We start from the raw sequence: 25,520 nt of genomic DNA, 5'->3' as shown, positions 1-25,520 counted from the left end.
CCGGTCGCGTTACCATGGGCGCCGTGACCTTCGATGAGTTCAGTCCGATCGTCCATCACGTTCCCGGGGCGGTCGCCGTCCCGGAGGGGGATCCCGGTGGGCGGGCGGGCGTCGCGTGGCATTACGGCTCGCCCCTGGTCGAGCAGCGGGCGATCCACGATTCCGCCGCGCTCGTGGACCGATCGCACCGCCGCGTGCTGCGGGTGTCGGGCCCGGATCGCCTGGAGTGGCTGAACACGCTGTTTTCCCAGAAGCTCGACGACGCCCTCCCGGGCTTCGCCTCCGAGGCGCTGGATCTGGACCCGCAGGGCCGGGTCCTGCACCACATGGGCATTGCGGTGCTGGAGGATGAGGTGCTTGTCGACGTCTCCGTGCTCGGCGCGGAGTCCCTCCACCGGTTTTTGACCATGATGATCTTCCGCTCCGACGTCTCCGTGGAACATGCGGATCTGGCGATCCTCTCGGTCCTCGGCCCCGCCGCCGGAGACGTCCTGGCCGCCGCCGGCCTGCCCGATCCCGGTGCCGGCGCCGTGGCGGTCGCCGAAGACGGCACCCCGGTGCGCGGTGCGACGTGGCCGGCGGCGGGCGCCCGCGACGTGTTCGTCGCCCGCGATGGCCTCCCCGCCGCCTGGGACCGCCTGGTCGACGCCGGCGCGAAGCCGACCGGCCTGATGGCGTGGGAGGCCGAGCGCGTGGCCTCGCTGCACCCGGAGCCGGGCCTGGACATCGACGAGAAGATGATCCCCCACGAGTCCCCGGCGTGGATCGGCCCCGCCGTCCACCTGGAGAAGGGCTGCTACCGCGGCCAGGAGACGGTCTCGCGCGTCCACAACCTGGGGCGGCCGCCGCGCACCCTGGTGCTGCTGCACGTCGACGGCTCGGATTCCGCCCTGCCCGAACCCGGCGACGCCGTCGTCGCCAGCAAGCGCACCGTCGGCCGGGTGGGCACCGTCGTCGACCACCACGAGTACGGCCCCATCGCGCTGGCGCTGGTCAAGAGGTCGTCGCAGGTGGGCGTGGAGCTCACGGCCGGCGGCGTCGCCGTCGCGGTGGACCCGTCGACGGTGGATCGGGATGATTCGGTGCGCCCGGGGCGGGCGGCCGTCGACAAGCTCCGGGGTCGGTGATTCGCGGATAACGGTTCCACATCACTTTCGCCTCCCTAAGCCCAGGTCAGGGCCCCCGCCCCCTGGTGCGCCCCGCCGCTGCGGCATGACTTGCCGGGTGGGCGTCAACGTCGCGCCCCCGGATGGGCTATGGTGTCAACCAGGAATTGACGCATTAGATGATGGAGGGGCGGCCGAATCCCCGTGCCGCGCCCCGACCTAAACAAGGGGGTCAGGCCATGGGTCGCGGCCGTGCCAAGGCAAAGCAGGCGAAGGTTGCTCGTCAGCTGAAGTACGATACTCCGGATATGGATCTGGAGCGGCTCCAGCGGGAGCTCGTGAGCAAGTCGGACGACGACGGCGCTTACGATGACTACTCCGACTGGGAGGACTGGAACAGCGGCGACAGCCGTTGATGCAGCCAGCGTTTCATCAGTAGCGAAAAGGGGGCGGGCCCCGGCCGATTGGCCGGGCCCGCCCCCTTTTCGGGGCTTTCGGGGCCTAGAAGCGCGGGTGGTCGCCGCGCAGGGTGGCGCGATCCTCGCCCGCGCGGACGACGCCGAGCTCCCACGCGCCGATGTGGCGGGCGGTGAGCATGGCCAGGGCGCGGTCGCGGTCCTCCGGGGCGACGATGGCGACCATGCCGACGCCCATGTTGAACGTCTTCTCCATCTCCTCGCGGGACACGCGGCCCAGCTCGGCGATGGTGCGGAAGATCGGGCCCGGCGTCCAGGTGGCGCGGTCCATGTCGGCGACCAGGCCCTCGGGCATGATGCGGGCCATGTTGCCCGCCAGGCCGCCGCCGGTGACGTGGCAGAAGGTGCGGACCTCCGACTCCGCCATCAGCGCCAGGCAATCCTTGGCGTAGATGCGGGTCGGCTCGAGCAGCTCCTCGCCGAGGGTGCGGCCGAAGTCCTCCATGTGCTCGTCCAGCGGCAGTCCGGCGTGCTCGAGCAGGACGTGGCGGGCCAGCGAGTAGCCGTTGGAGTGCAGGCCGGACGACGCCATGGCGATGATGACGTCGCCCTCGCGCACGCGGTCGGGGCCGAGGACCTTGTCCTCCTCGACGACGCCGACGCCGGTGGCGGAGACGTCGTACTCGTCGGGCTCCATGACGCCCGGGTGCTCGGCGGTCTCGCCGCCCAACAGGGCGCAGCCGGCGTCGATGCAGCCCTCGGCGATGCCGGCGACGATCTGCGCGACGTGCTCGGGCACGACCTTGCCGATGGCGATGTAATCCTGCAGGAACAGCGGCTCCGCGCCGCAGACCACCAGGTCGTCGACGACCATGGCCACCAGGTCGCGGCCGATGGTGTCGTGCTTGCCCATCGCCTGGGCCACGGCCAGCTTCGTGCCGACGCCGTCGGAGGCGGCGGCCAGCAGCGGCTTCTTGTACTCGCCGAGCGCGAAGAGTCCGGCGAACCCGCCGAGCCCGCCGCGCACCTCCGGCCGCGTCGCCTTCTTGGCGATGGGGGCGAACAGCTCGACGGCGCGATCGCCCGCCTCGATGTCCACGCCCGCTGCGGCGTAGGACGCGCCGGTGTTCTGGTTGTCGGTCATGTCCGCTTCTCGTCTCCCGCTTGTCGTGTGAATTTCTAGGATCCGCCGTTTAGCGTAGCCGCCTGCATGCGCGCCACGGCCTCCGCGTTGGCGTCGCCGTCGGGCAGCCCCAGCGGGTACTTGCCGTCGAAGCAGGCGCGGCACAGGTCCGCGGGGGCCTGCTCGGAGGCCTCGGTCATGCCCTCGACGGACACGAAGCCCAGCGTATCGGCGCCGATGGCCGTGGCGATGCCGTCGACCACGTCCTCCTCCGGCAGCCCGTTGGCGATGAGCTCGCCCGGCGAGGCGAAGTCGATGCCGTAGAAGCACGGCCACTTCACCGGCGGCGACGCGATGCGCACGTGCACCTCCGCCGCGCCGGCCTCGCGCAGCATGCGGATCAGCGCGCGCTGGGTGTTGCCGCGGACGATGGAGTCGTCGACGATGACCAGGCGCTTGCCGGCGATGACCTCCTTGAGCGGGTTGAGCTTCAACCGGATGCCCAACTGCCGGATGGTCTGCGACGGCTGGATGAACGTGCGGCCGACGTAGGCGTTCTTGGTCAGGCCCTGCCCGAAGGGGATGCCCGACTCCTGCGCGTAGCCGACCGCAGCCGGGGTGCCGGACTCCGGCACCGGGATGACCAGGTCGCCCTCCGCCGGGAACTCGCGGGCCAGCTGGCGGCCCAGCTCCAGGCGCACCGCGTTGACGGAGCGACCGCGGATGACGGAGTCCGGGCGGGCGAGGTAGACGTACTCGAAGATGCAGCCCTTGTGCGCGACATCGGCGAAGCGGCTGGAGCGCACGCCGGAGGCGTCGATGGCCACCAGCTCGCCCGGTTCGATCTCGCGCACGAAGGACGCGCCGACGATGTCGAGCGCGCAGGTCTCCGACGCCACGACCCAGCCGTTGGCCAGCCGGCCCAGCACCAGCGGGCGCACGCCGTGCCGGTCGCGGGCGGCGTAGAGGGTCTCGCCGTCGGTGAAGGTCAGGCAGAACGCGCCCTCCAGCCGCGGCAGCAGGCGCGTCGCCGCGGCCTCGACGGTGGTGTCGGTGTGCGCCACGTTTTCGTCGTCGCGGCGCTCCTCGGCCACCAGCCCGGTCTCGTGGGCCAGCAGGGCGCACATGATGTCGGAGTCGCTGGGCAGGTGGTCGGAGATGTCGACCAGCCCCAGCCCGGCGGCTTCCTCCGCCAGCGCGACGTGGTTGATCAGGTTGCCGTTGTGCCCCAGGGCGATGTCGGTGCCGTCCGGCGCCATGCGGAACATGGGCTGGGCGTTCTCCCACGACGGCGAACCGGCCGTGGTGTACCGCGTGTGCCCCACCGCGATGTGCCCCTTGAGGGCGTCGAGCGACTGCTCGTCGAAGACCTGCGACACCAGGCCGAGATCCTTGAAGACCAGGATCTGGTCGCCGTCGCCCACCGCGATGCCGGCGGCCTCCTGGCCGCGGTGCTGCAGCGCGAACAGCCCGTAGTAGGTGAGCTTGGAGACGTCTTCGCCGGGCGCCCAGACGCCGAACACTCCGCACTCTTCGCGGGGCTGCTGCTCCCCGAGATCGTCGAGCGGGGAGGCTGGTGACGGGGATGACGCCGGGGCGGGGGAACCGTAGTTCAGGGTATCGGCCACGCGGACAAGGATAGTCGCGCCGCCGGGCCCCGGGCCAAACCGGCCGGGCCCGCTCACCCCAAACGGCACACGGGCAGGTGCCCGGCCAGCTCCCCCGCGCGGGTGCCCGAGACGTCCATCGATTCGCCGGGCTCCTCCCCCGCCCGCCGCGCCGCCTCGTCGAATCCGACCAGGCCGAGCGCCAATCGCAGCCACGTCCGCGGCGTCACCTCGACGACGTTGGGCGGCGTCCCGCGGGTGTGCCGCGGCCCCTCGATGCACTGCACCGCCACGAACGGGGGCACGCGCAGCTCCACGCTGTGCCCGGGCGCTTCGTCGGCGAGCATGCGGGCGGACAGGCGCACGGCCGCGGCCACCTGGGCGCGGGCGGGGCGCGGGGACGCCGGGGCGTCGTCAAGCAACCAGCCCTCCACTGCGGCCATCGCGGCCCTCAACTCGACTGCATCGACCTTCTTGGACATGCCCGCATTATGGTTGACGCCATGCCTTCGCCTTCGGTGACCCTCCGCTTCCTCGCCGCGCCCACGGACGTGCTCATGGCCGGCTCCAACAGCGTCCACGGCGGCCGCGTGCTGCAATGGATCGACAAGGCGGCCTACGCCTGCGCCACCGGCTGGTCCGGCCAGTATTGCGTGACCGCCTACTTCGGCCACATCCACTTCGACCGCCCGATCCCGTCGGGCCACATCGTCGAGGTCCGCTCGAAGATCGCGTACACGGGGCGGACGTCGATGCACATCGTCAACGAGGTGCTGTCCCGCGACCCGCGCGAGGGCGAGTTCACGCGCGCCGCCGACTGCCTGGTCATTTTCGTGGCCATGGACGAGAACCGGAAGCCGACGCCGGTGCCCATGTGGGAGCCGACGACCGACGAGGAAGAGCGCATCAAGGAGGCGGCCATTTCCCGCTTCGACCTGCGCCGCGACATCGAGGCCGCCATGCGCGCCCAGGTGTACACCGCGGAGTCGTCGGCGCCGGAGCTGGTCACGCGCTTCCTGGCCAAGCCGTCCGACGTCAACTGGGGCGGCAACGTCCACGGCGGCACGGCGATGGAGTGGATCGACGAGGCCGCGTCGGCGTGCTCCATGAACTGGGCCGGCCGCCAGACCATCGCGGTGTACGCGGGCGGCGTGCGGTTCTACAAGCCCATCCACATCGGCGATCTGGTCGAGGTCCGGGCGCGGATCCTGCGCACGGGCAACACGTCGATGCACATGAGCGTCCACGTCCATTCGGGCGAGCCGCGCAAGGGCCGCGGTGGCCTGGAGCTGGCGCTGCATTCGTCGATGACGTACGTGGCCATCGACGATGATTTCAAGCCGCAGCCCGTCCCCCATTTCCAGCCGACGACGGACGAGGACAAGCGCCTCCACGCCCATGACCTGTCGCTGAAGGAACTCCGCGACGCCTACCAGCCCCTGCCGCTGGTCGGTCCGTTGGGCCGGGTCTAGGTTGTCCGGTTCCCGCTTGACGACGGCCCGCGCCGCCGCAATCGCCCTCTCCATAGTCGCGGCAGTGGTGTATTCGGGGTGGGTGCTGGAGTGGTTCCTGCCCAACGGGGTGGATCCGCTGCGGTCCTACGCCTCCGAGCTGGCCGCGCGCACCGAGCCGCACGGGGATCTGTTCGCGCGCCTGGACACGGTGTCGGGGACGCTGCTGGCGGTGATCGGCCTGGTCATCGCCGCCGTGTGGCGCCGCCTGCTCGTGCCCGCCGGCCTGGTGCTGTGGGGCGGGGCGACGGTGGCGGATTCGATCTTCCGCATGCCCACGGTGACCACCGTCGGGCCGGGGGCGTCGGCGGCATTGTCGGAGGCGGACAAGTCCGCCGTGCTGGCCCATTCGATCTGTTCGTCGACGGCCGCCGCCGGGATGGCGCTGGTCGGCGTCGGCCTGTGGGTGCTGGGACGGCGGGTGCTGGCCGCCGTGTTCCTGGTGCTTCTGGCCGCGGTGGCGGTGACGTCGGGGCTCCACGAGATCGGTGGCCCGAACCTGTGGCTGGGCCTGTGGCAGCGGTTGTCGCTGGCCGTGGCGGCCGTGGCGGTGGTGGTGGCCGCGGGGGCGGTCACAGTTCGTCGAGAAGCTTCCTGACCCGCCCGTCGATCTCGTCGCGGATCATGTCCATCCGCTCCTCGCCCTCGATGCCGCGGCGGCTGGGCTCGTCGACGTCCCAGCGCTCGATGGTGGCCTTCATGCCGTCGTGGGCGGGAATGTCCGCGCCGCCGACGACGATGACGCGGTCGGCGGAGCGCATGACGTCGCCGTCGATGGCGGCGGGCGTGCCGGCGGACATGTCGGCGCCGATGCCGGCGACGGAGGCGGCGGAGCCGGCGTTGATGGCGTCGGCGGGCGTGCGGCCCGCGGAGAGGACCTCGATGTCCCGGCCCGCTTCACCGGCGCGCAGGCGCAGGATGGCCTCGGCCATCTGCGACTTGCCGCCGTTGGTGTTGCACAGGAAGTAGACGGTGGGCTTGTCGGTCATCGATCGTCGCTTTCGCTCGTGGGATGGGGCCCGCCAAGGATACGTGCCGGTGCCGCACTGCCTGTGCTTGACGACGATCCCGTGCCCGGCCGTGCGGCCTGCGGGTGCGGTGTGCCGTGCTGCGTGCCGTGCTGCATGCCGTGCTGCATGCCGTGCTGCATGCAGCCGACCCCACAGTCGACCGCACAGAAACGCCCAAAGTAGCGCTTACGTTCGACCTCACGGGATGGAACATTGTACGGCGCCAGGTGGGATTATGTCCCGTTTGCGCTGCTAAAAGTTGCCAAACCGTCACCTCCCGTTCACCTTCGATCGCTCGAACGGGTGTATGATCAATGGTGAAGCAAGGCAGTACAGCAAGACATAGGGGCGGGGCCGGGGGTTTGGTTCCGCGTCAGGGCAGATCAGCACCAGCGATCACACGTAGATCCACTTTCGATCCGTACTCGCATTCCCGGGGGAATCTTCATGGCTTTCGACCATGACGCAGCCGAAGAGCACGACGATCCGGACCACCACCACAACCAACACGAGCAGAACAGGCAACGGCCATCCGAGCCGCCTCCTCCCCGCAAGCGGTGGGTCACCGAACGCGATGAACCCGTCGCCACCACGGGGAGGGCCCGCAATATCGCCAACATCGACGCCGCCATCGCCGCCACACCCGACGGCGGTGCCGACGTCGACTCCCACATCGCCTCCATCGCCACCCGCCTCGGTGTCACACCGTACTGGGCGGAGATCTACTGCGACGTCGGCACCATGCTCGCCCACATGCCCCGCATCCTCGACTTCGCCTACTCCGGGGCACTGCCCCTGGAACGCCTGGCGAAGATCGCCGATGCCACCATCGCCGTCTCCGACGAGCACCTCGCCGACGTCGAAAAGCTGATCCTCGAGTACCTGATCCCCAACAAGGAGTTTCAGGCACTGCCGGGCCAGAAGAACTTCATGCGCAAGCTCCGCGCCATGATCGAGGCAGTCGAACCCATCTCCACACCTCCCGATGAGGAGGAGAAGAAGGCCCTGGAGGCGGAGAAGGTGACCATCGTCAATGACTACCCGTGCGACTTCGGGGCGATGGAGGTGTGTCTGCGCCAGGACCGCATGGCCGAGTTCGAGGCCACCGTCCGCGCCATCCGCGACGCGAAGATCAAGGCAGGCGTCGATTGCACTCTCGCCGACGCCTTGATGGCCATGTCGCGCGGTGATTTCGCCGGGGCGAAGGTCACCATGAACGTCTACACCGACGCAGGCGCCGATGATGGCGAGCTGCGCTTGTGGCTCGACGGCGCCGGCTGGCTGCCCAAGTACCTGACCAAGCAATGGCTCGAGCGCTGCGATGACGTTCGCCTGTCCGCGGACTCCCAGGTCGATGGCTACGTGCCCTCGGATGCGCAGAAGGCGAGGGTGCGTGCCCGCGATGGCGGGTGCCGGTTCCCTGGGTGTGATGTGCCGGCGCACAGGTGCCAGATCGACCACGTCATCAACTACGACCCCGACGCCATGAAGGGTGCACCGGGGATGGTCATCGGTGGCGGAACCTGTGAGGGAGATGCCGCTGGTGGAGCTGCTGGTGCTGCGTTCATCGCCGGCGACACTTCCAACCTGCTCGGCGTGACGGCGACGTGGAATCTGCAGTGCCTGTGCCAGCACCACCACAACTTGAAAACCAGCCGACACTGGAACGCGGTGATGAACGACGACGGTTCCGTCGACTGGTTCGACCACACCGGTGCCGCCTTCGCCACCTCGGTGCCCCATGGGCCGATCGCGCACATCAAGCGGCAGACCTTCGATCAGCGCGCCACCCGACTGTCCAAAACCATCCGCGGCGCCAATGCACAGCGGATGCGGGCCGAAGCTGAGGCGGCTGAGGCGATGCACCGAGCAGAGATTGCCGAGGCGCTGGCCGCGCATGCGAAGGCCACCGCGGACTATGAGAGGGCACTTGCCGAGTTCACCGCCGGCCCCCTCAATGACCCGGACAGGGAGGTCGCCGAAGAGGCACGGTGCCTGGCCGACGCCGCCGATGACGGATGGCCGGCAGTCGAGGATCCCGTGTGGGATCCGGGGTGGGAGGCCCGATCATCGGGGCGGACCAACCAATCCCGACGACGGGGCGAATCCGGAGTGCCCGATGAGAAGGCACGCGACGAGTCCGGGGCACGATTTGGATGGTTGGCCGATGAGAATCCGGAGGCCGACGCATTCTGGGGAGTCTCACCGCAGCGCGCCGGCAGTAGGCGGGGCTGGTCGGAGAACTGCTTAACGTGGATCCGCCGTGCGTCGATCGATGCGGACCCGACGATGCGGCCGGAGCCGCCGGACCCGCTGGGCCCCGACCCGACGGTTCCGTTCTGATTCCCCCAGTTCCCGACCTTTTCCTTTCAACGGGACCTCCGACGGGCACGAGAGCATCTGCCCGGCCCCCGCCCGGTTCCAGAAAACCGGGCCGGCCCCCTCAGCGGCCCGTCCCCTTCCTCGGGTCGGCCCCACGAAGAAAGCTATTCGGAGGACGCGGCGGCGGAGTTTTCCGTCCGCCCGTCCCCCGAACGGCGAGCGCGGAACAGGTACACGACCAACCCAACGGCAACGATGAGGAGAATTCCGAGGAGCAGCCACGCATCCGACACGGCGCCGGACACCTCGGACAACCACTGCTGCAACGCGAACTGCTGATCCACCGTCGTCGCACCGCCCAGCCCGGCGGTGCCGCCGGTGACCAGGAAAAGCAGGCCCAACACCACGAGCACGATGCCCGCGAGGAGGGACAGGGAATTCGTGCGCACCGGGCCGAGCTTCACCGTGCGCGGGCGCAGCCAGGACCGGGACCCAAGATCGAACTTCTCCCACAACACCGCCAGCACCAACAACGGCGCCACCATGCCCAACGAATACACCGCCATCAGCGCACCGCCCACGACGGCCGAACCACCGGCCAACGCGACCGTCAGAATCGCACCCAACAACGGCCCCGAGCAGAACCCCGCCAATCCGTAGACCGCGCCGAGCACGAAGACGTTGAGCACGCCCGTCCCCCGAGCCGTCGCACTGCGCCCCGCGCTCCCGCCGACGCTGAACCCGCCACCCAGCGCCGTGAACATGCCCAAGGCAATGACCACGAGGCCGGCGATGAGCGTCACCGTCCCCCGATGAATGGTCAGCAACGACCCGACGGCCCCGACGCCCGCGCCCACCGGCACGAGCACCAGGACCATGCCCAGGTAAAACACGGCGGTACGCTGCGCCAACCTGCCCACGCCGTCGAAGGCGTACGCGAAGAACGACGGCAGCAGCAACGCCGAACAGGGGCTCAGCAGCGACAACAACCCGCCGAGGAACGCCCCCGCGAACCCGATCGAACCGACTCCCACGCGGCTACTCCCCAGCCCCGGCCGGCAGCTGCGACTCGATGGCCTCGCGGAACTGCTCCAAAGGCTGGGCACCGACGATCGCCCGCTTGCCCACGATGAACGTCGGCGTCGAGTTCACGCCGTACAGCGCGCCCTCCTCGGCATCCTTGTTGATGGCCTCGTCGAAACGCTCCGACGTCATGTCCCCGCGGAACTTCTCCAGGTCCGGGATGCCCGCCTGCTCGGCGAAGCCCATCAGCGTCTGCTCGGTCAGGTTCGCGTGCCCGCGCTCGGGGGCGGCGGCCATGACGACCTCGTGGAACTCATGGAACTTGCCCTGCTCCGCCGCTGCTCGCCCCGCCCGCGCGCCGATCATCGACTCGTCGCCGAAGATGGGCATGTCGCGCCACTCGATGCGCAGCTTCCCGGTCTCCACGTAGTCCGACACCAGCGCCGGCTCGATGTCGCGGGCGAACTTCGCGCAGAACGGGCAGCGCCAATCGGAGTAGTTGATCAGCACGACCGGCGCGTCCACGGGCCCGATCGCCATGGGGTCGCCCTCGTCGCGACGGGCGAGGAAGCTCAGGCCCTCGTCGGGGGTGCCGCCCTCGCCGGACGCGGCAGTCGTCGTCGCGGGGCCCGCGGCCGTGCTCGAGCCCGAATCGCCCCACATCATGTAGCCGCCGACGCCGATGATCAGCAGCACGACCACCACCAGCGCGATGACGGCGGGCACCATGCCGGGCGCCGGCTTTCTCCTGGGGGTGGCGGTGTTGCTCATCTGATCTCCACTTTCCTGTCGCACGGGATGGGCCTTGCTTTACGACGTCCCGGCCCGTTTCAATTCCCCCACCGTATCCGAGGGGCGGACACTGCCTCGAGGGGGACGCCCGGCAAGATTGATACTTTTACGCTTTTATATTCTCTCCTTAGCACCTATCTTAGGTTGTACTTGCGAATCAACTGGAAGGGCCAATCACATGAACACTCCGGCACGGACGGTCTCGCTGGTCGCGTCGGCTGCGGCGATCATCATCGCCATCGTATTCGGCTTCTTCGTCGACGACGACGCGCTGTATCACTGGTGGGCCAGCGGAATCCTCGGCGTCATCGCGCTGGTCGCGGCGATCCGGGCGAAGAGCATCGGGCTCGGCGTGCTGGCCGTCGTCGCGGCCTTCTCGCCGGCGATCCTCATGTTCGGATCCTGGCTGATCTTCACCGCGTACCACATGATCAGCGGAACGACGCCGGCATAACCCACGCGCACGAAAGTGGGGCCGCTCCATTATCGGAGCGGCCCCACTTGTGCGGGTCTCGGGTGCTACCCCTCGACCACCGAGTTCGCGCCGGCGGCGTGGGCGAACAGGTTCGGCAGGGTGTCGCGCCAGGCGGACTCCGCCTCGGAGACGGGGATCTCGAAGGAGACGTCCCCGCCGGAGACGCGGATGACCTGCTCATCCAGCACGCGGCCGACCTGCGCGAACGGCACGCCCACCTCGGAGGCGCGGGCCTCCAACTCGGCGGCGTCGGCCTCGCGGACGGCCACGAGGGCGCGGGACGCCGACTCGGAGAAGAGGGCGACGAACGGGTCGGCGGAGACGTCGTCAAGCGAAAGCTCGATGCCGACGCCCGACTGGACCGCGGCCTCGACGACCGCCTGCGACAGCCCGCCCTCCGACAGGTCGCGCGCCGCGGTGGCGAAATGCGAGCCGCGGGCGGCGATGGTGCCGTGGAAAAACTCGGTGAGCTTCTCCTCGTCGGCAAGGTCGATGGCCGGGGGCATGCCACCCAGCGCACCGTGAGCGACCTGCTGCCAGATCGACCCGCCCAGCTCATCGGCGGTGTCGCCGAGGAGGTACAGGACCTCGTCGCCGGCGCCGTCCTGGGCGAGGCGGTTGCCGATGACCTTCTCCACGTCCTCGACGATGCCCAGCACCGCGATGACGGGGGTCGGCAGGATCGGCTCATCGCCGGTCTGGTTGTAGAACGACACGTTGCCGCCCGTGACCGGGACGTCCAGCTCGGCGGCACCATCGGCCAGGCCGCGGACGGCCTCGGCGAACTGCCACATGGCGTCCGGGTTCTCCGGCGAACCGAAGTTCAGGCAGTTGGACACCGCGTACGGCATGGCGCCGGTGACGGAGACGTTGCGGTGGGCCTCCGCGAGCGCCAGGCGGGCGCCCGTGCGCGGATCGAGCTTGGTGTAGCGGCCCGACGCATCGGTGGCGATGGCCACGCCGCGGCCGGTCTCCTCGTTGACCCGCAGCACGCCCGCATCGGCGTGCTTGGCGGCGACGGTGTTGCCGCGGACGTAGCGGTCGTACTGCTCGGTGATGTGCGCGCGCGAGCACAGCGCCGGCGACGCCGCGAGATCGAGCACGGCCTTGCGCAGGTCCTCGGAGGAGGCCGGGCGGGCCAGCTCCGGATCCCGCTGCAGCGCGTCCTGCCACTCGGGGCGGGCGTAGGGCCGGTGGTAGGTCGGGCCCTCGTCGGCGATGGTCTTCGGCGGGGCGTCGACGACGGTCTTGCCGCCGTGGGTGATCACCAGGTTCGTGCCGTCGGTGACCTCGCCGATGTCGGACGCGATGACGTCCCACTTCGCGCAGATGGCCATGAACTCGTCCATGTCCTCCGGCTTCACGACGGCGCACATGCGCTCCTGCGACTCGGACGACAGGATCTCCGCGGCGGTCATGTTCTCGGCGCGCAGGTGGACGTTGTCCAGGTTGACGTTCATGCCGCCGTCGCCGGAGGCCGCCAGCTCGGACACCGCGCAGGACAGGCCCGCGCCGCCGAGGTCCTGGATGCCGACGACGACGCCGGCCTTGTACAGGTCGAGGCAGCACTCGATGAGCACCTTCTCGGCGAACGGGTCGCCGACCTGCACGGCCGGGAGCTTGCGCTCCGCGCCCTCCTCGAAGGTGTCCGAGGCCAGCACCGACACGCCGCCGATGCCGTCGAGGCCCGTGCGCGAACCGAAGAGCACCACGCGGTTGCCGGTGCCCGACGCGAACGCCAGGTGGAGGTCCTCCACCGGCAGCACGCCGACGCACAGGGCGTTGACCAGGGGGTTGCCGGCGTAGGACTCGTCGAAGACGGTCTCGCCGCCGATGTTGGGCAGGCCCAGGCAGTTGCCGTAGCCGCCGACGCCGGCGACGACGCCCGGCAGCACGCGCTGCGTGTCCGGGGCATCCGCCGCACCGAAGCGCAGCTGATCCATCACGGCGACCGGGCGGGCGCCCATGGCCATGATGTCGCGGACGATGCCGCCGACGCCGGTCGCCGCACCCTGGTACGGCTCGACGTAGGACGGGTGGTTGTGGGACTCGACCTTGAAGGTGACGGCCCAGCCGTCGCCGATGTCGACGACGCCGGCGTTCTCGCCGATGCCCGCCAGCATCTTCTCCTTCATGGCGTCCGTGGTGGTCTCGCCGAAGTAGCGCAGGTGCACCTTCGACGACTTGTACGAGCAGTGCTCCGACCACATGACGGAGTACATGGCCAGCTCCGCGTCGGTCGGGCGGCGGCCGAGGATCTCGCGGATGCGGCCGTACTCGTCCTCCTTCAGGCCCAGCTCGGCCCAGGGCTGGGCCAGCTCCGGGGTCACGGCGGCGTTGTCGACGGTGTCGTCGTGGACGTTGACGTGATTATCGGTCATGTCGATCCTCCCTTTACGCGCCGATGGTGGAGACGGCGGACAGGAACAGCTCGAGACCGTCGAGCGACGGGCCGGTCAGCGCCTCGACGGCGTGCTCCGGGTGCGGCATGAGGCCCACGACGCGGCCATCGGCGCTGCACACGCCGGCGATGTCGTTGACGGAGCCGTTGGGGTTGTCGGCGTAGCGGAACACCACGCGGCCCTCCCCCTCCAGCTCGGCGATGGTGTCCGGGGTGGCCTGGAAGCGGCCCTCGCCGTGCTTCGACGGGATGAGGATCTCCTGGCCGGCGGACAGCGACGACGTCCACGCGGTGGCCGTGTTCTCCACCTTCAGGTGAATGTCGCGGCACACGAAGTGCAGGCCCTCGTTGCGGGTCAGGGCGCCCGGCAGCAGGCCGGCCTCGGTGAGGATCTGGAAGCCGTTGCAGATGCCCAGCACCGGCATGCCCGTGCCCGCGGCGTCGATGACCGAGCGCATGACCGGCGCCAGCGCGGAGATCGCGCCGCTGCGCAGGTAGTCACCGTAGGAGAAGCCGCCGGGGACGACGACGGCGTCGACGCCCTTCAGGTCGGCGTCGGCGTGCCAGAGGTCGACGGGCTCGGCGCCGGCGAGCCGCACGGCGCGGGCGGCGTCGACGTCATCCAGGGTGCCGGGGAAGGTGATGACGCCTATCTTGGCGGTCACTTGCCCTCCCCGCGCACGACCTCGAAGTCCTCGATGACCGTGTTGGCCAGGAGGGTTTCCGCCAGGCGGTTCAGGTCCTCGTCGGACACGGAATCGTCGACCTCGAGCTCGAACCGCTTGCCCTGCCGGACATCGGACACGCCGGAGACGCCGATGCGCCCCAGAGCCCGGTGGACTGCCTGGCCCTGCGGGTCGAGGATCTCCGCCTTGGGCATCACATTGACAACTACACGCGCCACGTAAGTGCTCCTGTTGTTTGGTGGGAAGCCCCGCCTGGTCGCGGGACGCATATCCGCGGACAACTCTACTAGGGGCGGGCCCGTCCCCCGCCGCCGCTATCCTGACCCCATGACCGACGCCGACCGCCCCCGCCGCTTCCGCCCCGCCCCGTGGCCGGTTGCGCTGCTGGCCCTCGTTTTCGCCTTCGGTGCCGTGATGACGCTCTGGGGCCCCGTCAACCTGCTGGCGTGGCGCGGCGGCACCTTCCCCGACCCCGATCCCGAACGCCCCGTTTACCAGCAGAAAATCGTGGAGATCACCCGCGTCCAGCACGAGGATCAGCCCGGCGGCGCCCGGTACTTCACGCGGGGCGACGAGGGGGCCGGGCCGTCGGAAAGCACGGTCGGGCCCAAGGACGGCGGGGACTCTTCGCTTGGCGACACCTCCCCCGATCCGGAGGGGCCGTGGGACGCGGCATTCGTCTCGTGGGTGCTCAACGAGGCCGGACTGCCGGTGCGCGGCGAGAAGCCGGGGAAGACCGATGCGTGGCTCATCGCCGACACCCTCGAACTCGCCGACGCCATGGCCGCGCGGGGCGCCTACGTGTCGGCGGAGGACGCCCCGGAGTTCTCGCCGCAGATCGGCGACCTGATCTTCTACGACTACCCCGGGCCGCTGGGCCACCACGTGAACATGGTGGTGGCGGTGCACGGCGACGTGGTCACCGTCGGCGGCGACGAACTCGGCGGCGTCGGCCTGGCCAGCATGAACCTACGCAATCGCGGCGGGATCATGGGCTGGGGCGCGACCGGGCGGCTGGAGCAGCCGGAGGCTACACCGGCAGATGCTCCTCGATGAGGTCGACGATGGCGTCGTCGTCGGGCTCGGTGCGGGGGCGGAAGCGGCCGACGATCTCGCCGGCGTCGTCGACGACGAACTTCTCGAAGTTCCACGCCACGTCCCCGGCCTCGCCGTCGGCGTCGGCGACCTGCGTCAGCCGCTGATACAGGGGGTGGGCGTTCTCGCCGTTGACGTCGATCTTGGCGAACATGGGGAAGGTCACGCCGAAGTTCGAGGAGCAGAACTCGGCGATCTGCCCCTCGTCCCCCGGCTCCTGGCCGCCGAACTGGTTGCAGGGGAAGCCGAGCACGAAGAAGCCGCGCATGGCGAACTCGTCCTGCAGCTCCTGCAGCGCCCGGTACTGCTCCGTCAGGCCGCACTCGCTGGCGACGTTGACGATGAGCAGCACGTGGCCCGCCCAGTCCGCCAGCGTGGTCTCGCGGCCGTCGATGGTGGTGACGGGGATGTCGTAAAGGGAACTCATGCCGCCCATCGTAGGGGCACCGCGCCATAGCCCGCCGGGGCGACGCCGGCGGACATGGCCAGATCCAGCAGCCGCAGGATGTCGCGGCGGACCTTCTCGTCGCGCAGCCGCGCCGCCGACACCGAGATGCGGATGGGTCGGCCGTCGGCGATGGCGCGGTTGACGGAGTTGCGCATCGCCCGGCGCCACCAGCGCGCCGCGCCGAAGCCCTCGCCCACCGCCAGCACGCGGGTGGGGTCGGTGGCGCCGGTGACCAGGTCGTGGACGCCGTGGAGGTCGGCGGCGATGCGGAAGCCCAGGTCCGGCAGCACCTCCAGCGTGCCCGGCGACATGAGCCAGCGCGGCGGGGCGAACATGTCGGTGTCCAGGCTCAGCGCCCGCATCTGCCGGGTCGCCGCGGTCAGCCGCAGCCGGGCCTCGTGCGGGTCGAGCGCGGCGAACTCGCCGCGGCGGCCGCGGTCGGACTGGTCGTAGCCCGCCAGCAGGATCTCGGCGCCCTCGTCGCGCCGCCGTCGCACCCAATCCAGCACCGCCGGCGAATCGCGCAGCGACCAGTCCCCGCCCAAATGCGGGGCGACCAGCAGGGACGGCGAGATGCCCCGGTACTCCAGGGCGGCGATGAAACGTGCGGCGTCGAGCAGCCGGTCATCCCGGATGCCCGACACCGACACCACGAGGGCGGGCGAGATGGCGGTCATGCGGCCAAGGAAAGCACCCCGGGGTGAATTCCCGGTGACGGCCACCCGACGCCCGCGCTAACGGAGGGCTAATCCCCCGCCACTCAATCCCAATGCACGACCTCGTCGAGCTCGAGGCCCTTGCGCCACCCGAACGCCTCCAGGTCGCGGACCTCGGCCAGGTGGGTGACGGGTCCCAGGCACAGCCAGGCCACGGGACGCACGGGCTTTGCGACGCCGATGAACTCCGCCAGGAACTCTTCCTCGTAGAAGCTGACCCACCCGATCCCGGCGCCTTCGGCCGTCGCGGCGAGCCACATGTTCTGGATGGCCAGGGCCACCGACATCAGGCCGGTGTCGTCGATGGTGTGGCGGCCGAGGATGTTGGGGCCGCCGCGGTCCGGGTCGTACGTCACCACGATGCCGGTGCCCGACTCCACGATCCCTTCGATGCGGATGGGGTTGAAGGTGCCGCGGCGGTCGTCGGGAAGCGAATCGGCGAACCGCTCGCGGCACCCGGCGACGTGGTCCGCGAACGCGCGCAGGCGCTCGGGCCGGCGCACGACGTGGAAATCCCACGGCTGCGACAGCCCCACCGACGGCGCGGCGTGGCCGGCGCCGAGGATGCGCATCAGCGCGTCGTCGGCGATGACGCCGCCATCGAACTCGCGTCGCACGTCGCGGCGGCGGCCGATGGCCTCGTAGATGTCCATCATCTTCTTTCGGGTCAGGCGGCTCCGGCGGCGCGCAGGAGCCACGCGTACTGGAACGCGGTCTCGCGCCACTTGGCGTAGCGGCCGGAGACGCCGCCGTGGCCGGCGCTCATCTCCGTCTTGAGCAGGAACGGGCCGTTGCCCTCGATGCCGCCGGCGACCTCGCGGAGCTTGGCGATCCACTTCGCCGGCTCCACGTACAGCACGCGGGTGTCGTTGAGGCTGGTCACCGCGAGGATCGGCGGGTACTTCTTCGCCTCGACGTTTTCGTACGGCGCGTAGGAGGCCATGTAGTCGTAGACCTCCTCCTCGTGGAAGGGGTCGCCCCACTCGTCCCACTCCACCACGGTCAGCGGCAGCTCGGGCATGAGCATCGACGTCAGCGGGTCGACGAAGGGCACCACGGCCTCGATGCCGGCGAAACGGTCGCCGGCCATGTTCGCCACCGCGCCCATGAGCATGCCGCCGGCCGAGCCGCCGTCGGCGACCATGCGGTCGCGGGCGGTGATGCCGGCGGCCAGCAGATCGTCGGCGACGTCGATGAAGTCGGTGAACGTGTTTTTCTTGGTCAGGCCCCGGCCCTGCTCCCACCAGGCGCGGCCCATTTCGCCGCCGCCGCGGACGTGGGCGATGGCGAAGATCATCCCGCGGTCCATCAGCGACAGGCGCGCGACGGAGAACCCGGGGTCGATCGGGGCCTCGTAGGACCCGTAGCCGTAGAGCAGCAGCGGATTCGGCTGCGACAGATCAAGGTCGGCGCGGTGCACCAGCGACACCGGCACCCGCGCGCCATCGCGGGCGGTGACCCAGCGCCGCGTGGCCACGTACTCCGACGGCTCGTAGCCGCCGCGCACCGGCTGGCGCTTGAGCATCTCGCGTTCGCCCGTGGCGACGTCGAGCTGCCACACCTCCGTCGGCGTGGTGAACGACCCGTAGGAATAGCGCAGCACGGGCGCCTCCCACTCCGGGTTGCCCGACGAACCGGCGGTGTACAGCTCCTCCGGGAAGTCCATTTCGGAGAATTCCACGGTGGCGTCGTCAAGCGAGTCCGCCAGCGCGAGCCTGCCGATGCCCCCCGACCGGTACGCGAGCACCAGGTGGCCGGCGAAGCAATCGACGCCCTCGACGCGGACATCGTCGCGGTGGGCGACGAGTTCGCGCAGGTCGGCGACCGAATCGAAGCTGCCCACGGGCACGGCGCCGAGCGCGAAATTCGGGCCCGTCATGTTGTGGGTGACCAGCCAGACGTCCTCGCCGCCGATGACCGCGTGGTCGACGTCGTACTCGACGCCGCGCTCGCGGGGGCGCACGCACGCCGGCTCGGCGGTCGGGTCGGTGCAGTCGAGGAACCAGGTCTCCGACGTGATCTTGGAGCCCGCCTCGAAGATCAGGTACTTCTCGCTGCGGGTGGTGCCGACGCCGACCCAGTAGGCCTCGTCCGGCTCGTGGAAGACACGGACGTCCTCGGACGCGGGCTTTCCGACGGTATGGCGCCACACCGAATCCGGCCGCCAGGCCTCGTCGAGCCGCTGGTAGAAGAGGTGGTCCGAGCCCACCCACGTCGCGCCCGCGGCGATGCCCGAGATGACGTCGCCGTAGAGCTCGCCGGTGCGCAGGTCCTTGATGCGCAGCTCGTAGCGCTCGTCGCCGACGACGTCGGTCGAGTACGCCAGCAGCGTGCCGTCGACGGTGACGGAGGCGGCGCCGAGGGAGAAGAACTCGTGGCCCTCCGCCAGCTCGTTGAGGTCGAGGAGGATCTCCTCGCCCTCCACCGCCTCGCCCGGCGCGGCATCGGGGATGGTCGGCGGGGTCCAGTCGTCGCCGTCGGCGCGCATGCGGCACGACAGGCCGTAGGACTTCCCCTCCAGCGTGCGGGAGTAGTACCACCAGTCCCCGGAGCGCACCGGCACCGACATGTCGGTCTCCTGCACGCGGGACTTGATCTCGCCGAAGATCGCCTCCGACAGATCGCCGAGATCGGCGGTCATCGCATCGGTGTGGGCGTTTTCCGCATTGAGGTGCGCGATGACCTCCGGGTCGGACTTGTCGCGCAACCACTCGTAGTCGTCGGCGAACTCCCGGCCGTGGTGGGCGCGGACGTGCGGGCGGCGGGCGGCGATGGGGGCATCCGTCACGCGGGGTCCCCGATCCAGTCGGAGAACCGGCGGCCGGAGATGCGCTCGTAGGCCTCGATGTAGCGCTCGCGGGTGGCCTCGACGACGCCGCCGGGCAGCGGCGGCGGGGGCGTGCCGGCGTTCTTGTCCCAGCCGGACTTCGCCGACGTCAGCCAGTTGCGCACGAACTGCTTGTCGAACGACGGGTTGACCTGGCCCTCCACGTAGGAGTCCGCTGGCCAGTAGCGGGAGGAGTCCGGGGTGAGCACCTCGTCGGCGAGCACCAGGGAGCCGTCGGCGCCGACGCCGAACTCGAACTTGGTGTCGGCCAGGATGATGCCGCGCTCCAGCGCCAGCTCGGCGGCGCGGGAGTAGATGGACAGGGTGGCGTCGCGCAGCTCGTTGGCGCGGTCCTCCCCCAGCGCGTCGACGACGCGGGAGAACGGCACGTTCTCGTCGTGGTCGCCGATCTCGGCCTTCGTGGCCGGGGTGAAGATGGGCTCGGGCAGCTTCGACCCCTCGGTGAGGCCTTCCGGCAGCTCGATGCCGCAGACGGTGCCGGACTCGCGGTACTCCGCCAGGCCGGAGCCGGTGAGGTAGCCGCGGGCGACGCACTCGAACGGCAGCATCTCCAGCTTCTTGCACACCAGCGCGCGGCCCAGCGACTCGGCCGGGATGCGCTCGTCGTCGGCGGGGCCGGCGAGGTGGTTGGGGAAGTCGAGCTCCCCGAAGAAGAAGACGCTCATCGCGGTGAGCACGCGCCCCTTGTCCGGGATGGGCGTGTCCAGGATGTGGTCGTACGCGGAGATGCGGTCGGAGACGACCATGAGCAGGGTGTCGTCGTCGATTTCGTAGATCTCGCGGACCTTGCCCGCCGTCAGGTGGCTGTACGCGGAAAGTTCGGGTCGCATGGGGATAGAGCATAGACCCCGCCCGGTCAGTCTTCCCCGGTCAACCCCAATCGGGCGGACAGCCAGGGCAGGGAGTCGCGGAAGCCCGCGGCCCAGATCCGCCAGGTGTGCCCGCCGGGCCGTTCGGAGTACACGACCGGCAACCCGGCGCGGTTGGCGGCGTCGGCCAGCGCCCGCCCGGCGTCGCCGTCCTCCTCGTCGTCGACGGCGGCGATGATGGTGCCCGCCACGGGCACCGCGCCATCGCCGGACGGCTGCGCCCATCCGCGCTCGAGCATGGCCAGCGGGTCGATGGCGTCGTAGGCGGCGCGGTCGCCGCGGAAGTACTTGTCCACGGTCTGCTTCAGGTTCTCGTCGACGGGGTGCTTCTGCGGGGACATGGCCAAGAATGTCGGATACGTGCCGGGGTTCTGCAGCGACGCCTGCAGTGCGCAGGATCCCCCGCGGCTCAGCCCGGCTATGGCCCACTCGGCGGGGTCGGCCGAGACGTCGAAAAGCTCTTTGACCGCGCGGGGGACGTCGGTGGCCAGGTAGGTCATCGGCTTGTCGCCGGTGACCGGCGAGTCGGCGCAGAGGGTGTCCTTGAAGGTCTCGCCGTTGGCGTCGACGGCGACGACGACGGGCGCGCGGCCCTCGTGGGCGGCTGCGAAGGAGTCGAGGGCCTCGCCGGCGCGGCCCTCGTCGAACCACTGTGCCGGCGAGCCGGGGACGCCGTGGACCAGCACGATGACGGGCAGCCGGGGGCGGTCGCGGTCGAAGTACGCGGGCGGCAGGTAGACCTGCGCATCGCGGGCGGCGAAACCGCTGGCGGAATTGCCCAGCTTCACCTGCGTGACCACGCCGCCGTCGCGCCGATCGCGCACGGACGGCAGCGCGGCGTAGTCGTACTCCTCGGGCCCCGCGGTCGGGTCGAGCGTGGCCACCGTCGGATACAGCTGGTAGGTGATGTTCGCCTGCAGCAGCGCCGCGACCACCGCGACCAGCGCCACGGGCAGGGTCAGGGCCAGGTTCCTGCGGCGGGTGGCCAAGGGCTTGACGACGGCCAAGAACCCCACGTGGAGCGCCACCCCGCCGGCCAGGTACATGGCGCCGGGGACCTGTTCGGGGAAGGGCCGCCAGATGACCTCCAGCAGGAGCCACACGCACGCGACGATCGACCACGCCACCACCCCCGTGACCAGCACCGGGCCCGTGAACCAGCCGCGCGGCCCGCGCCGCGCCTTCGGCGGCCGGATGATCAGCGCGAGGGCCAGCAGCAGCGCGAGGATCACGGCGATCTGGGCCTTCGGCCCCGTCAGCGACAGATCGGCGATGCCGGGGAGGTTTTCGAGTGGGCTCACGCGGACATTCTTACCCCTCCTCCCCCGGGGGGTGGTCGCACGATCTTTTGCGCAACGGGGTGACATGGGTCGCAATTCGGGATAATGTCTACATTTAGTTACTCAGATCACACATAGGGATCAAGGAAGGCACCAGTCACATGACGACCCAGCCCACTCAGAACGCACCGCGCCGCGCCGTCATCGTCGGCGGCAACCGCATCCCGTTCGCGCGCTCCAACAAGGAATACAGCGACGCGTCGAACCAGGACATGCTCACCGCCGCCATCGACGGTCTCGTCGCCCGCTACGGCTTGGCCGGCGAGCGCCTCGGCTCCGTCGCCGCCGGCGCCGTGCTCAAGCATTCCCGCGACTTCAACCTCGTCCGCGAGTGCGTCCTCGGCTCCGCCCTGGACCCGACGACCCCGGCCTACGACATCCAGCAGGCCTGCGCCACCGGCATGGAGGCGCTGTCGTCGATCTCCAACAAGATCAAGCTCGGCCAGATCGACGCCGGCATCGCCGGCGGCGTGGACACCACCTCCGACGCCCCGATCGCCGTGTCCGAGGGCCTGCGCAAGGCGCTGCTCAACGCCAGCCGCCAGAAGACCACCATGGGCCGCGTCAAGGCGCTGTCCGCCATCCGCCCCGCCGACTTCGCCCCGGCCGCCCCGGGCACCGGCGAGCCGCGCACCGGCCTGTCCATGGGCGAGCACCAGGCCCTGACCACCGCCGAGTGGAACGTCACCCGCGCCGAGCAGGACGAGCTCGCCGCCAAGTCCCACCAGAACCTGGCCCGCGCCTACGACGAGGGCTTCTTCGACGACCTGATCACCCCGTTCAAGGGCGTCTCCCGCGACACCAACCTGCGCGCCGACTCCACCGCCGAGAAGCTGGGCAAGCTCAAGCCCGTCTTCGGCCGCGGCCTGGAGACCGAGCCGACCATGACCGCCGGCAACTCCACCCCGCTGACCGACGGCGCCTCCGCCGTGCTGGTCGCCTCCGAGGAGTGGGCAGCCGAGCGCGGCCTGCCGGTGCTCGCCGACGTCGTCGACGTCGAGTCGGCGGCCGTCGACTTCGTCCACGGCGACGAGGGCCTGCTCATGGCCCCCGCCTACGCCACCCCGCGCCTGCTGGCCCGCCAGGGCCTGACGTTCGACGACATCGACTTCTTCGAGATCCACGAGGCCTTCGCCGGCACCGTCTGCGCCACGATGAAGGCGTGGGAGGACGAGGAGTACTGCCGCGAGAAGCTGGGCCTCGACGGCGCGCTGGGCTCCGTCCCGCGCGAGAAGCTCAACGTCAACGGCTCCTCGCTGGCCTGCGGCCACCCCTTCGCCGCCACCGGCGGCCGCATCACCGCCTCGCTGGCGAAGATGCTGCGCGCCAAGGCCGACGAGACCGGCGAGGTCGCCCGCGGCCTCATCTCCGTCTGCGCCGCAGGCGGCCAGGGCGTCGTCGCCATCCTCGAAGCCCGCCCGTAACCCCCGCGAATACCGAACAAGGAGCATCTGACATGGCAGACAAGTACCAGGAACTGGTCACCGGCGGTCCGCTCACGGGCGTCGCCAAGTCCCTCGGCCTTCCCCAGCCCCCGCACCTTCGCCGCCACAAGGCGGGCGACCCGTTGCTGAAGAACGACAAGGTGCTGGTGACCGGTTCCGGCGCGGACGCCGATGCCGTCGCAAAGCAGCTGGCCGACTGGGACCTCAACGTCCGGCGCGACGAGGCCGGCGACGACAAGATCGGCGCCATCGTGGTCGTCGTGACCGAGGCCGCGCGCCCGAAGGAGCTGCAGGAGCCGGTGCTCAACGCCGCGAAGCACCTGCGCAAGCTGGACAAGGGCGGGCGTTTCATCGTCATCTCCCGCGCGAAGGCGGAGCACGGCGAGGATATCGACGTCGCCGTCAACGCCGCCCGCGGCGGTGCCGAGGGCCTGGTCCGCTCGATGGGCCACGAGGTCCGCGGCGGCGCCACCGCCAACGGCATCCTCGTCCACGACGGCGTCGGCGTCACCGCCCCGTCCGTGGTGTCCTCGCTGCACTTCTTCCTCTCCGGCCGCTCGGCGTTCGTCGACGGCCAGTTCCTCACCGTTTCCTCCGATGCCGGCGAGATCCCGGCCGACTGGGACAAGCCGCTGGCCGGCAAGGTCGCCGCGATCACCGGCGCCGCCCGCGGCATCGGCGCGGCCATCGCCCGCCAGATGAAGGCCGACGGCGCCGACGTCATCGTCATCGACGTGCCCCCGGCCGGCGACGCCCTGTCCAAGGTGGCCAACGAGCTCGGCGGCCTGGCCCTGCAGCTCGACATCACCTCGGCCGACGCCGGCAACCGCATCGCGGATGCGGCGCAGCAGCGCTTCGGCAAGCTCGACATCGTGGTGCACAACGCGGGCATCACCCGCGACAAGATGCTGGCCAACATGGACGAGGCCAAGTGGGGCTCGGTCATCGCCGTCAACATCGAGGCGCAGCTGACCATGAACGAGCAGCTGCTGGCGCACGAGGCGTTCCAGAACTCGCCGCGCATCGCCACCATGTCGTCGACGTCGGGCATCGCGGGCAACCGCGGCCAGACCAACTACGCCACCTCGAAGGCCGGCGTGATCGGCATGGTCGAGGCCACCGCCGAGCGCGTGGCGGGCCTGGGCGGCAACATCAACGCCGTCGCCCCGGGCTTCATCGAGACCGACATGACCGCGTCGATCCCGTTCGTCAACCGCCAGGTCGCGCGCCGCGTGAACTCGCTGCAGCAGGGCGGCCAGCCGGGCGACGTCGCGCAGGCGATCTCGTTCCTGGTCTCCGACCGTGGCCTGGGCGTCAACGGCGAGGTTCTGCGCGTCTGTGGCCAGAACATCGTGGGTCAGTAGGGGGCGCCGGCATGACTGAAGCCAAAGTCCTGTCCTCCGTTCCGTCGCTGGTCCCGCTGTACGCGAAGGCCGCGACGGGCGGCAAGCGCACCAACCGTTCGTCGACCCTGAAGACCCCGGCGCTGGCCGTCAAGGGCGTCAAGGTCTCGGCGTCGCGCGACGAGGATTTCCGCCGCGTCGCCGGCGCCCCGCCGGTCGATCACGTGGCGGGCTCCGCCTTCTTCGGCCACGTCCACGCGCTGATCATGCCGTTGCAGATGGAGCTCATGGCCGCGGATGATTTCCCGCTGCCGATGATGGGCCTCATCCACACGTCGAACACGTACCGCCAGCTGAAGCCGGTTCCGGTGGGCTCGGAGGTCGACGTGGAGGTCCGCGTGGCCGGTTTCCGCGCGCACCGCTCCGGCACGGAGATCGTCCACGAGGCGACCGTGACCAGCAATGGCGAGGTGCTCGTCGAGGAGACCTCGGTGTACCTGGCCAAGGGCAAGAAGCTTGACGACGTCGAGCCCCTCGACGATTCGGCCGGTTCCTCGAAGCGGCCGCAGTTCAAGGTGCCGCGCCCGACGGCGCAGTGGCGGATCCCCGGTTCCATCGGCCGCACGTGGGCGAAGGTCTCCGGCGACTGGAACCCGATCCACGTCACGGGCCTGACGGCGAAGGCGCTGGGCATGCCCGGCGTCGTGGCCCACGGCATGTACACCGCCTCGCGCGCGCTGGCGGAGTCCGACGTCCCGGGCGGCGCGCCGTTCGAGTTCCACATCGAGTTCGCGGCGCCGGTCATCGTGCCGGCGACGGTGATGGTCGCCATCACCCGCGCGGGCGAGGTCGTCGACGGCGAGGGCCGCGGCGGCACCGACATCGTGGCGTGGGACCGCAAGAAGCGGCGCCCGCACTTCACGGGTCACGTGCGGGACGTGTAG

Annotated in this window: 25 protein-coding genes; 10 read left to right on the top strand and 15 right to left on the bottom strand. The window is 70.2% G+C overall.

From position 1 onward, the window contains the following. The first annotated feature begins 14 nt into the window (after positions 1-14). Complete coding sequence (locus tag ACFWGD_RS09805) at positions 15-1,127, top strand: YgfZ/GcvT domain-containing protein (RefSeq protein WP_377778486.1); 1,113 nt, start codon at positions 15-17, stop codon at positions 1,125-1,127. 218 nt (positions 1,128-1,345) lie between these two features. Beyond that, positions 1,346-1,522: a DUF3073 domain-containing protein gene (locus ACFWGD_RS09800; RefSeq protein ID WP_082719155.1), complete on the top strand. Its 177-nt coding sequence runs from the start codon at positions 1,346-1,348 to the stop codon at positions 1,520-1,522. 85 nt (positions 1,523-1,607) lie between these two features. On the opposite strand, the gene purM is transcribed toward ACFWGD_RS09800, so the two are convergent. From purM to ACFWGD_RS09785, 3 genes are read right to left on the bottom strand one after another with little or no spacing between them, the layout of a single operon-like run. Further along, positions 1,608-2,666 (bottom strand): phosphoribosylformylglycinamidine cyclo-ligase, encoded by a 1,059-nt coding sequence (purM, locus tag ACFWGD_RS09795; protein WP_377778485.1) that lies wholly within the window; start codon positions 2,664-2,666, stop codon positions 1,608-1,610. A 35-nt stretch (positions 2,667-2,701) separates the two neighbouring features. Then, complete coding sequence (gene purF / locus ACFWGD_RS09790) at positions 2,702-4,273, bottom strand: amidophosphoribosyltransferase (RefSeq protein WP_377778484.1); 1,572 nt, start codon at positions 4,271-4,273, stop codon at positions 2,702-2,704. A 53-nt stretch (positions 4,274-4,326) separates the two neighbouring features. Further along, positions 4,327-4,734, bottom strand: coding sequence for a sterol carrier family protein (locus ACFWGD_RS09785; protein ID WP_377778483.1), 408 nt, complete (start codon positions 4,732-4,734; stop codon positions 4,327-4,329). A 21-nt stretch (positions 4,735-4,755) separates the two neighbouring features. Between ACFWGD_RS09785 and ACFWGD_RS09780 the strand changes: the two genes are divergently transcribed. Both ACFWGD_RS09780 and ACFWGD_RS09775 read left to right on the top strand, forming a co-directional pair. After that, entirely contained in the window at positions 4,756-5,724 is a 969-nt protein-coding gene (locus tag ACFWGD_RS09780) for an acyl-CoA thioesterase (RefSeq protein WP_377778482.1), read from the top strand. Between the two features lie 64 nt (positions 5,725-5,788). Next, on the top strand, positions 5,789-6,361 hold the full coding sequence (locus ACFWGD_RS09775) for a DUF998 domain-containing protein (RefSeq protein ID WP_377778481.1): 573 nt from the start codon (positions 5,789-5,791) through the stop codon (positions 6,359-6,361). On the opposite strand, the gene ACFWGD_RS09770 is transcribed toward ACFWGD_RS09775, so the two are convergent. After that, complete coding sequence (locus ACFWGD_RS09770) at positions 6,336-6,752, bottom strand: low molecular weight phosphatase family protein (RefSeq protein WP_377778480.1); 417 nt, start codon at positions 6,750-6,752, stop codon at positions 6,336-6,338. The genes ACFWGD_RS09775 and ACFWGD_RS09770 overlap by 26 nt on opposite strands. 468 nt (positions 6,753-7,220) lie before the next feature. Here ACFWGD_RS09770 and ACFWGD_RS09765 point away from each other — a divergent pair, with 468 nt between their 5' ends. After that, entirely contained in the window at positions 7,221-9,116 is a 1,896-nt protein-coding gene (locus ACFWGD_RS09765) for an HNH endonuclease signature motif containing protein (protein ID WP_377778479.1), read from the top strand. 143 nt (positions 9,117-9,259) lie between these two features. Here ACFWGD_RS09765 and ACFWGD_RS09760 read toward each other — a convergent pair whose 3' ends face one another. Next, the gene (locus tag ACFWGD_RS09760; protein WP_377778478.1) at positions 9,260-10,129 is read right to left on the bottom strand and encodes a cytochrome c biogenesis CcdA family protein; all 870 of its coding nucleotides are present in this window, start codon (positions 10,127-10,129) and stop codon (positions 9,260-9,262) included. Between the two features lie 4 nt (positions 10,130-10,133). After that, on the bottom strand, positions 10,134-10,889 hold the full coding sequence (locus ACFWGD_RS09755) for a DsbA family protein (RefSeq protein ID WP_377778476.1): 756 nt from the start codon (positions 10,887-10,889) through the stop codon (positions 10,134-10,136). A gap of 199 nt (positions 10,890-11,088) precedes the next feature. On the opposite strand from ACFWGD_RS09755, the gene ACFWGD_RS09750 reads away from it, so the two are divergent. Beyond that, positions 11,089-11,364: a hypothetical protein gene (locus ACFWGD_RS09750; RefSeq protein WP_377778475.1), complete on the top strand. Its 276-nt coding sequence runs from the start codon at positions 11,089-11,091 to the stop codon at positions 11,362-11,364. 65 nt (positions 11,365-11,429) lie between these two features. Here the strand turns inward: ACFWGD_RS09750 and purL are convergent, their stop codons facing one another. From purL to purS, 3 genes are read right to left on the bottom strand one after another with little or no spacing between them, the layout of a single operon-like run. Continuing rightward, complete coding sequence (purL, locus tag ACFWGD_RS09745) at positions 11,430-13,766, bottom strand: phosphoribosylformylglycinamidine synthase subunit PurL (RefSeq protein ID WP_377778474.1); 2,337 nt, start codon at positions 13,764-13,766, stop codon at positions 11,430-11,432. A 13-nt stretch (positions 13,767-13,779) separates the two neighbouring features. Then, a complete protein-coding gene (gene purQ, locus ACFWGD_RS09740; RefSeq protein ID WP_377778472.1) occupies positions 13,780-14,451 on the bottom strand; it encodes a phosphoribosylformylglycinamidine synthase subunit PurQ in 672 nt (223 codons plus the stop codon). Further along, positions 14,448-14,690 carry a phosphoribosylformylglycinamidine synthase subunit PurS gene (gene purS / locus ACFWGD_RS09735; protein WP_082144605.1) on the bottom strand — a complete coding sequence of 81 codons (243 nt, stop codon included), beginning with the start codon at positions 14,688-14,690 and terminating at the stop codon, positions 14,448-14,450. Before purS ends, purQ begins: the two co-directional genes overlap by 4 nt. A 109-nt stretch (positions 14,691-14,799) precedes the next feature. Between purS and ACFWGD_RS09730 the strand changes: the two genes are divergently transcribed. Next, positions 14,800-15,528, top strand: coding sequence for a CHAP domain-containing protein (locus tag ACFWGD_RS09730; protein ID WP_377778471.1), 729 nt, complete (start codon positions 14,800-14,802; stop codon positions 15,526-15,528). Here ACFWGD_RS09730 and ACFWGD_RS09725 read toward each other — a convergent pair. The 6 genes from ACFWGD_RS09725 to ACFWGD_RS09700 all read right to left on the bottom strand — a co-directional run bounded on the left by ACFWGD_RS09725 (position 15,503) and on the right by ACFWGD_RS09700 (position 21,749). Next, positions 15,503-15,994: a glutathione peroxidase gene (locus tag ACFWGD_RS09725; RefSeq protein ID WP_377778470.1), complete on the bottom strand. Its 492-nt coding sequence runs from the start codon at positions 15,992-15,994 to the stop codon at positions 15,503-15,505. The two genes, ACFWGD_RS09730 and ACFWGD_RS09725, sit on opposite strands and share 26 nt — an antisense overlap. Next, positions 15,991-16,692: a DUF2334 domain-containing protein gene (locus ACFWGD_RS09720; protein ID WP_377778469.1), complete on the bottom strand. Its 702-nt coding sequence runs from the start codon at positions 16,690-16,692 to the stop codon at positions 15,991-15,993. Before ACFWGD_RS09720 ends, ACFWGD_RS09725 begins: the two co-directional genes overlap by 4 nt. 83 nt (positions 16,693-16,775) lie before the next feature. Further along, the gene (gene bluB, locus ACFWGD_RS09715) at positions 16,776-17,384 is read right to left on the bottom strand and encodes a 5,6-dimethylbenzimidazole synthase (protein ID WP_377778531.1); all 609 of its coding nucleotides are present in this window, start codon (positions 17,382-17,384) and stop codon (positions 16,776-16,778) included. A 14-nt stretch (positions 17,385-17,398) separates the two neighbouring features. After that, complete coding sequence (locus ACFWGD_RS09710; RefSeq protein ID WP_377778468.1) at positions 17,399-19,519, bottom strand: S9 family peptidase; 2,121 nt, start codon at positions 19,517-19,519, stop codon at positions 17,399-17,401. Then, the gene (locus ACFWGD_RS09705) at positions 19,516-20,409 is read right to left on the bottom strand and encodes a phosphoribosylaminoimidazolesuccinocarboxamide synthase (RefSeq protein ID WP_377778467.1); all 894 of its coding nucleotides are present in this window, start codon (positions 20,407-20,409) and stop codon (positions 19,516-19,518) included. Before ACFWGD_RS09705 ends, ACFWGD_RS09710 begins: the two co-directional genes overlap by 4 nt. A gap of 26 nt (positions 20,410-20,435) precedes the next feature. Further along, the gene (locus ACFWGD_RS09700) at positions 20,436-21,749 is read right to left on the bottom strand and encodes an alpha/beta hydrolase (RefSeq protein WP_377778466.1); all 1,314 of its coding nucleotides are present in this window, start codon (positions 21,747-21,749) and stop codon (positions 20,436-20,438) included. 140 nt (positions 21,750-21,889) lie between these two features. Between ACFWGD_RS09700 and ACFWGD_RS09695 the strand changes: the two genes are divergently transcribed. Genes ACFWGD_RS09695 through ACFWGD_RS09685 form a run of 3 tightly spaced genes read left to right on the top strand, consistent with a single transcriptional unit; the run spans position 21,890 to position 25,520 of the window. Then, the gene (locus ACFWGD_RS09695; protein ID WP_377778465.1) at positions 21,890-23,212 is read left to right on the top strand and encodes an acetyl-CoA C-acetyltransferase; all 1,323 of its coding nucleotides are present in this window, start codon (positions 21,890-21,892) and stop codon (positions 23,210-23,212) included. Positions 23,213-23,244: 32 nt separating this feature from the next. Further along, positions 23,245-24,597, top strand: a complete 1,353-nt coding sequence (locus ACFWGD_RS09690; RefSeq protein WP_377778464.1) for a 3-oxoacyl-ACP reductase — start codon at positions 23,245-23,247, stop codon at positions 24,595-24,597. Between the two features lie 11 nt (positions 24,598-24,608). After that, positions 24,609-25,520 carry a MaoC/PaaZ C-terminal domain-containing protein gene (locus ACFWGD_RS09685; RefSeq protein ID WP_377778463.1) on the top strand — a complete coding sequence of 304 codons (912 nt, stop codon included), beginning with the start codon at positions 24,609-24,611 and terminating at the stop codon, positions 25,518-25,520.

Origin of the sequence: Corynebacterium sp. NPDC060344 (genome assembly GCF_042725215.1) — a bacterium.
In the GTDB taxonomy this organism is placed as follows: Bacteria; Actinomycetota; Actinomycetes; order Mycobacteriales; family Mycobacteriaceae; genus Corynebacterium.
This window is presented reverse-complemented; position numbering and strand designations above follow the sequence as displayed.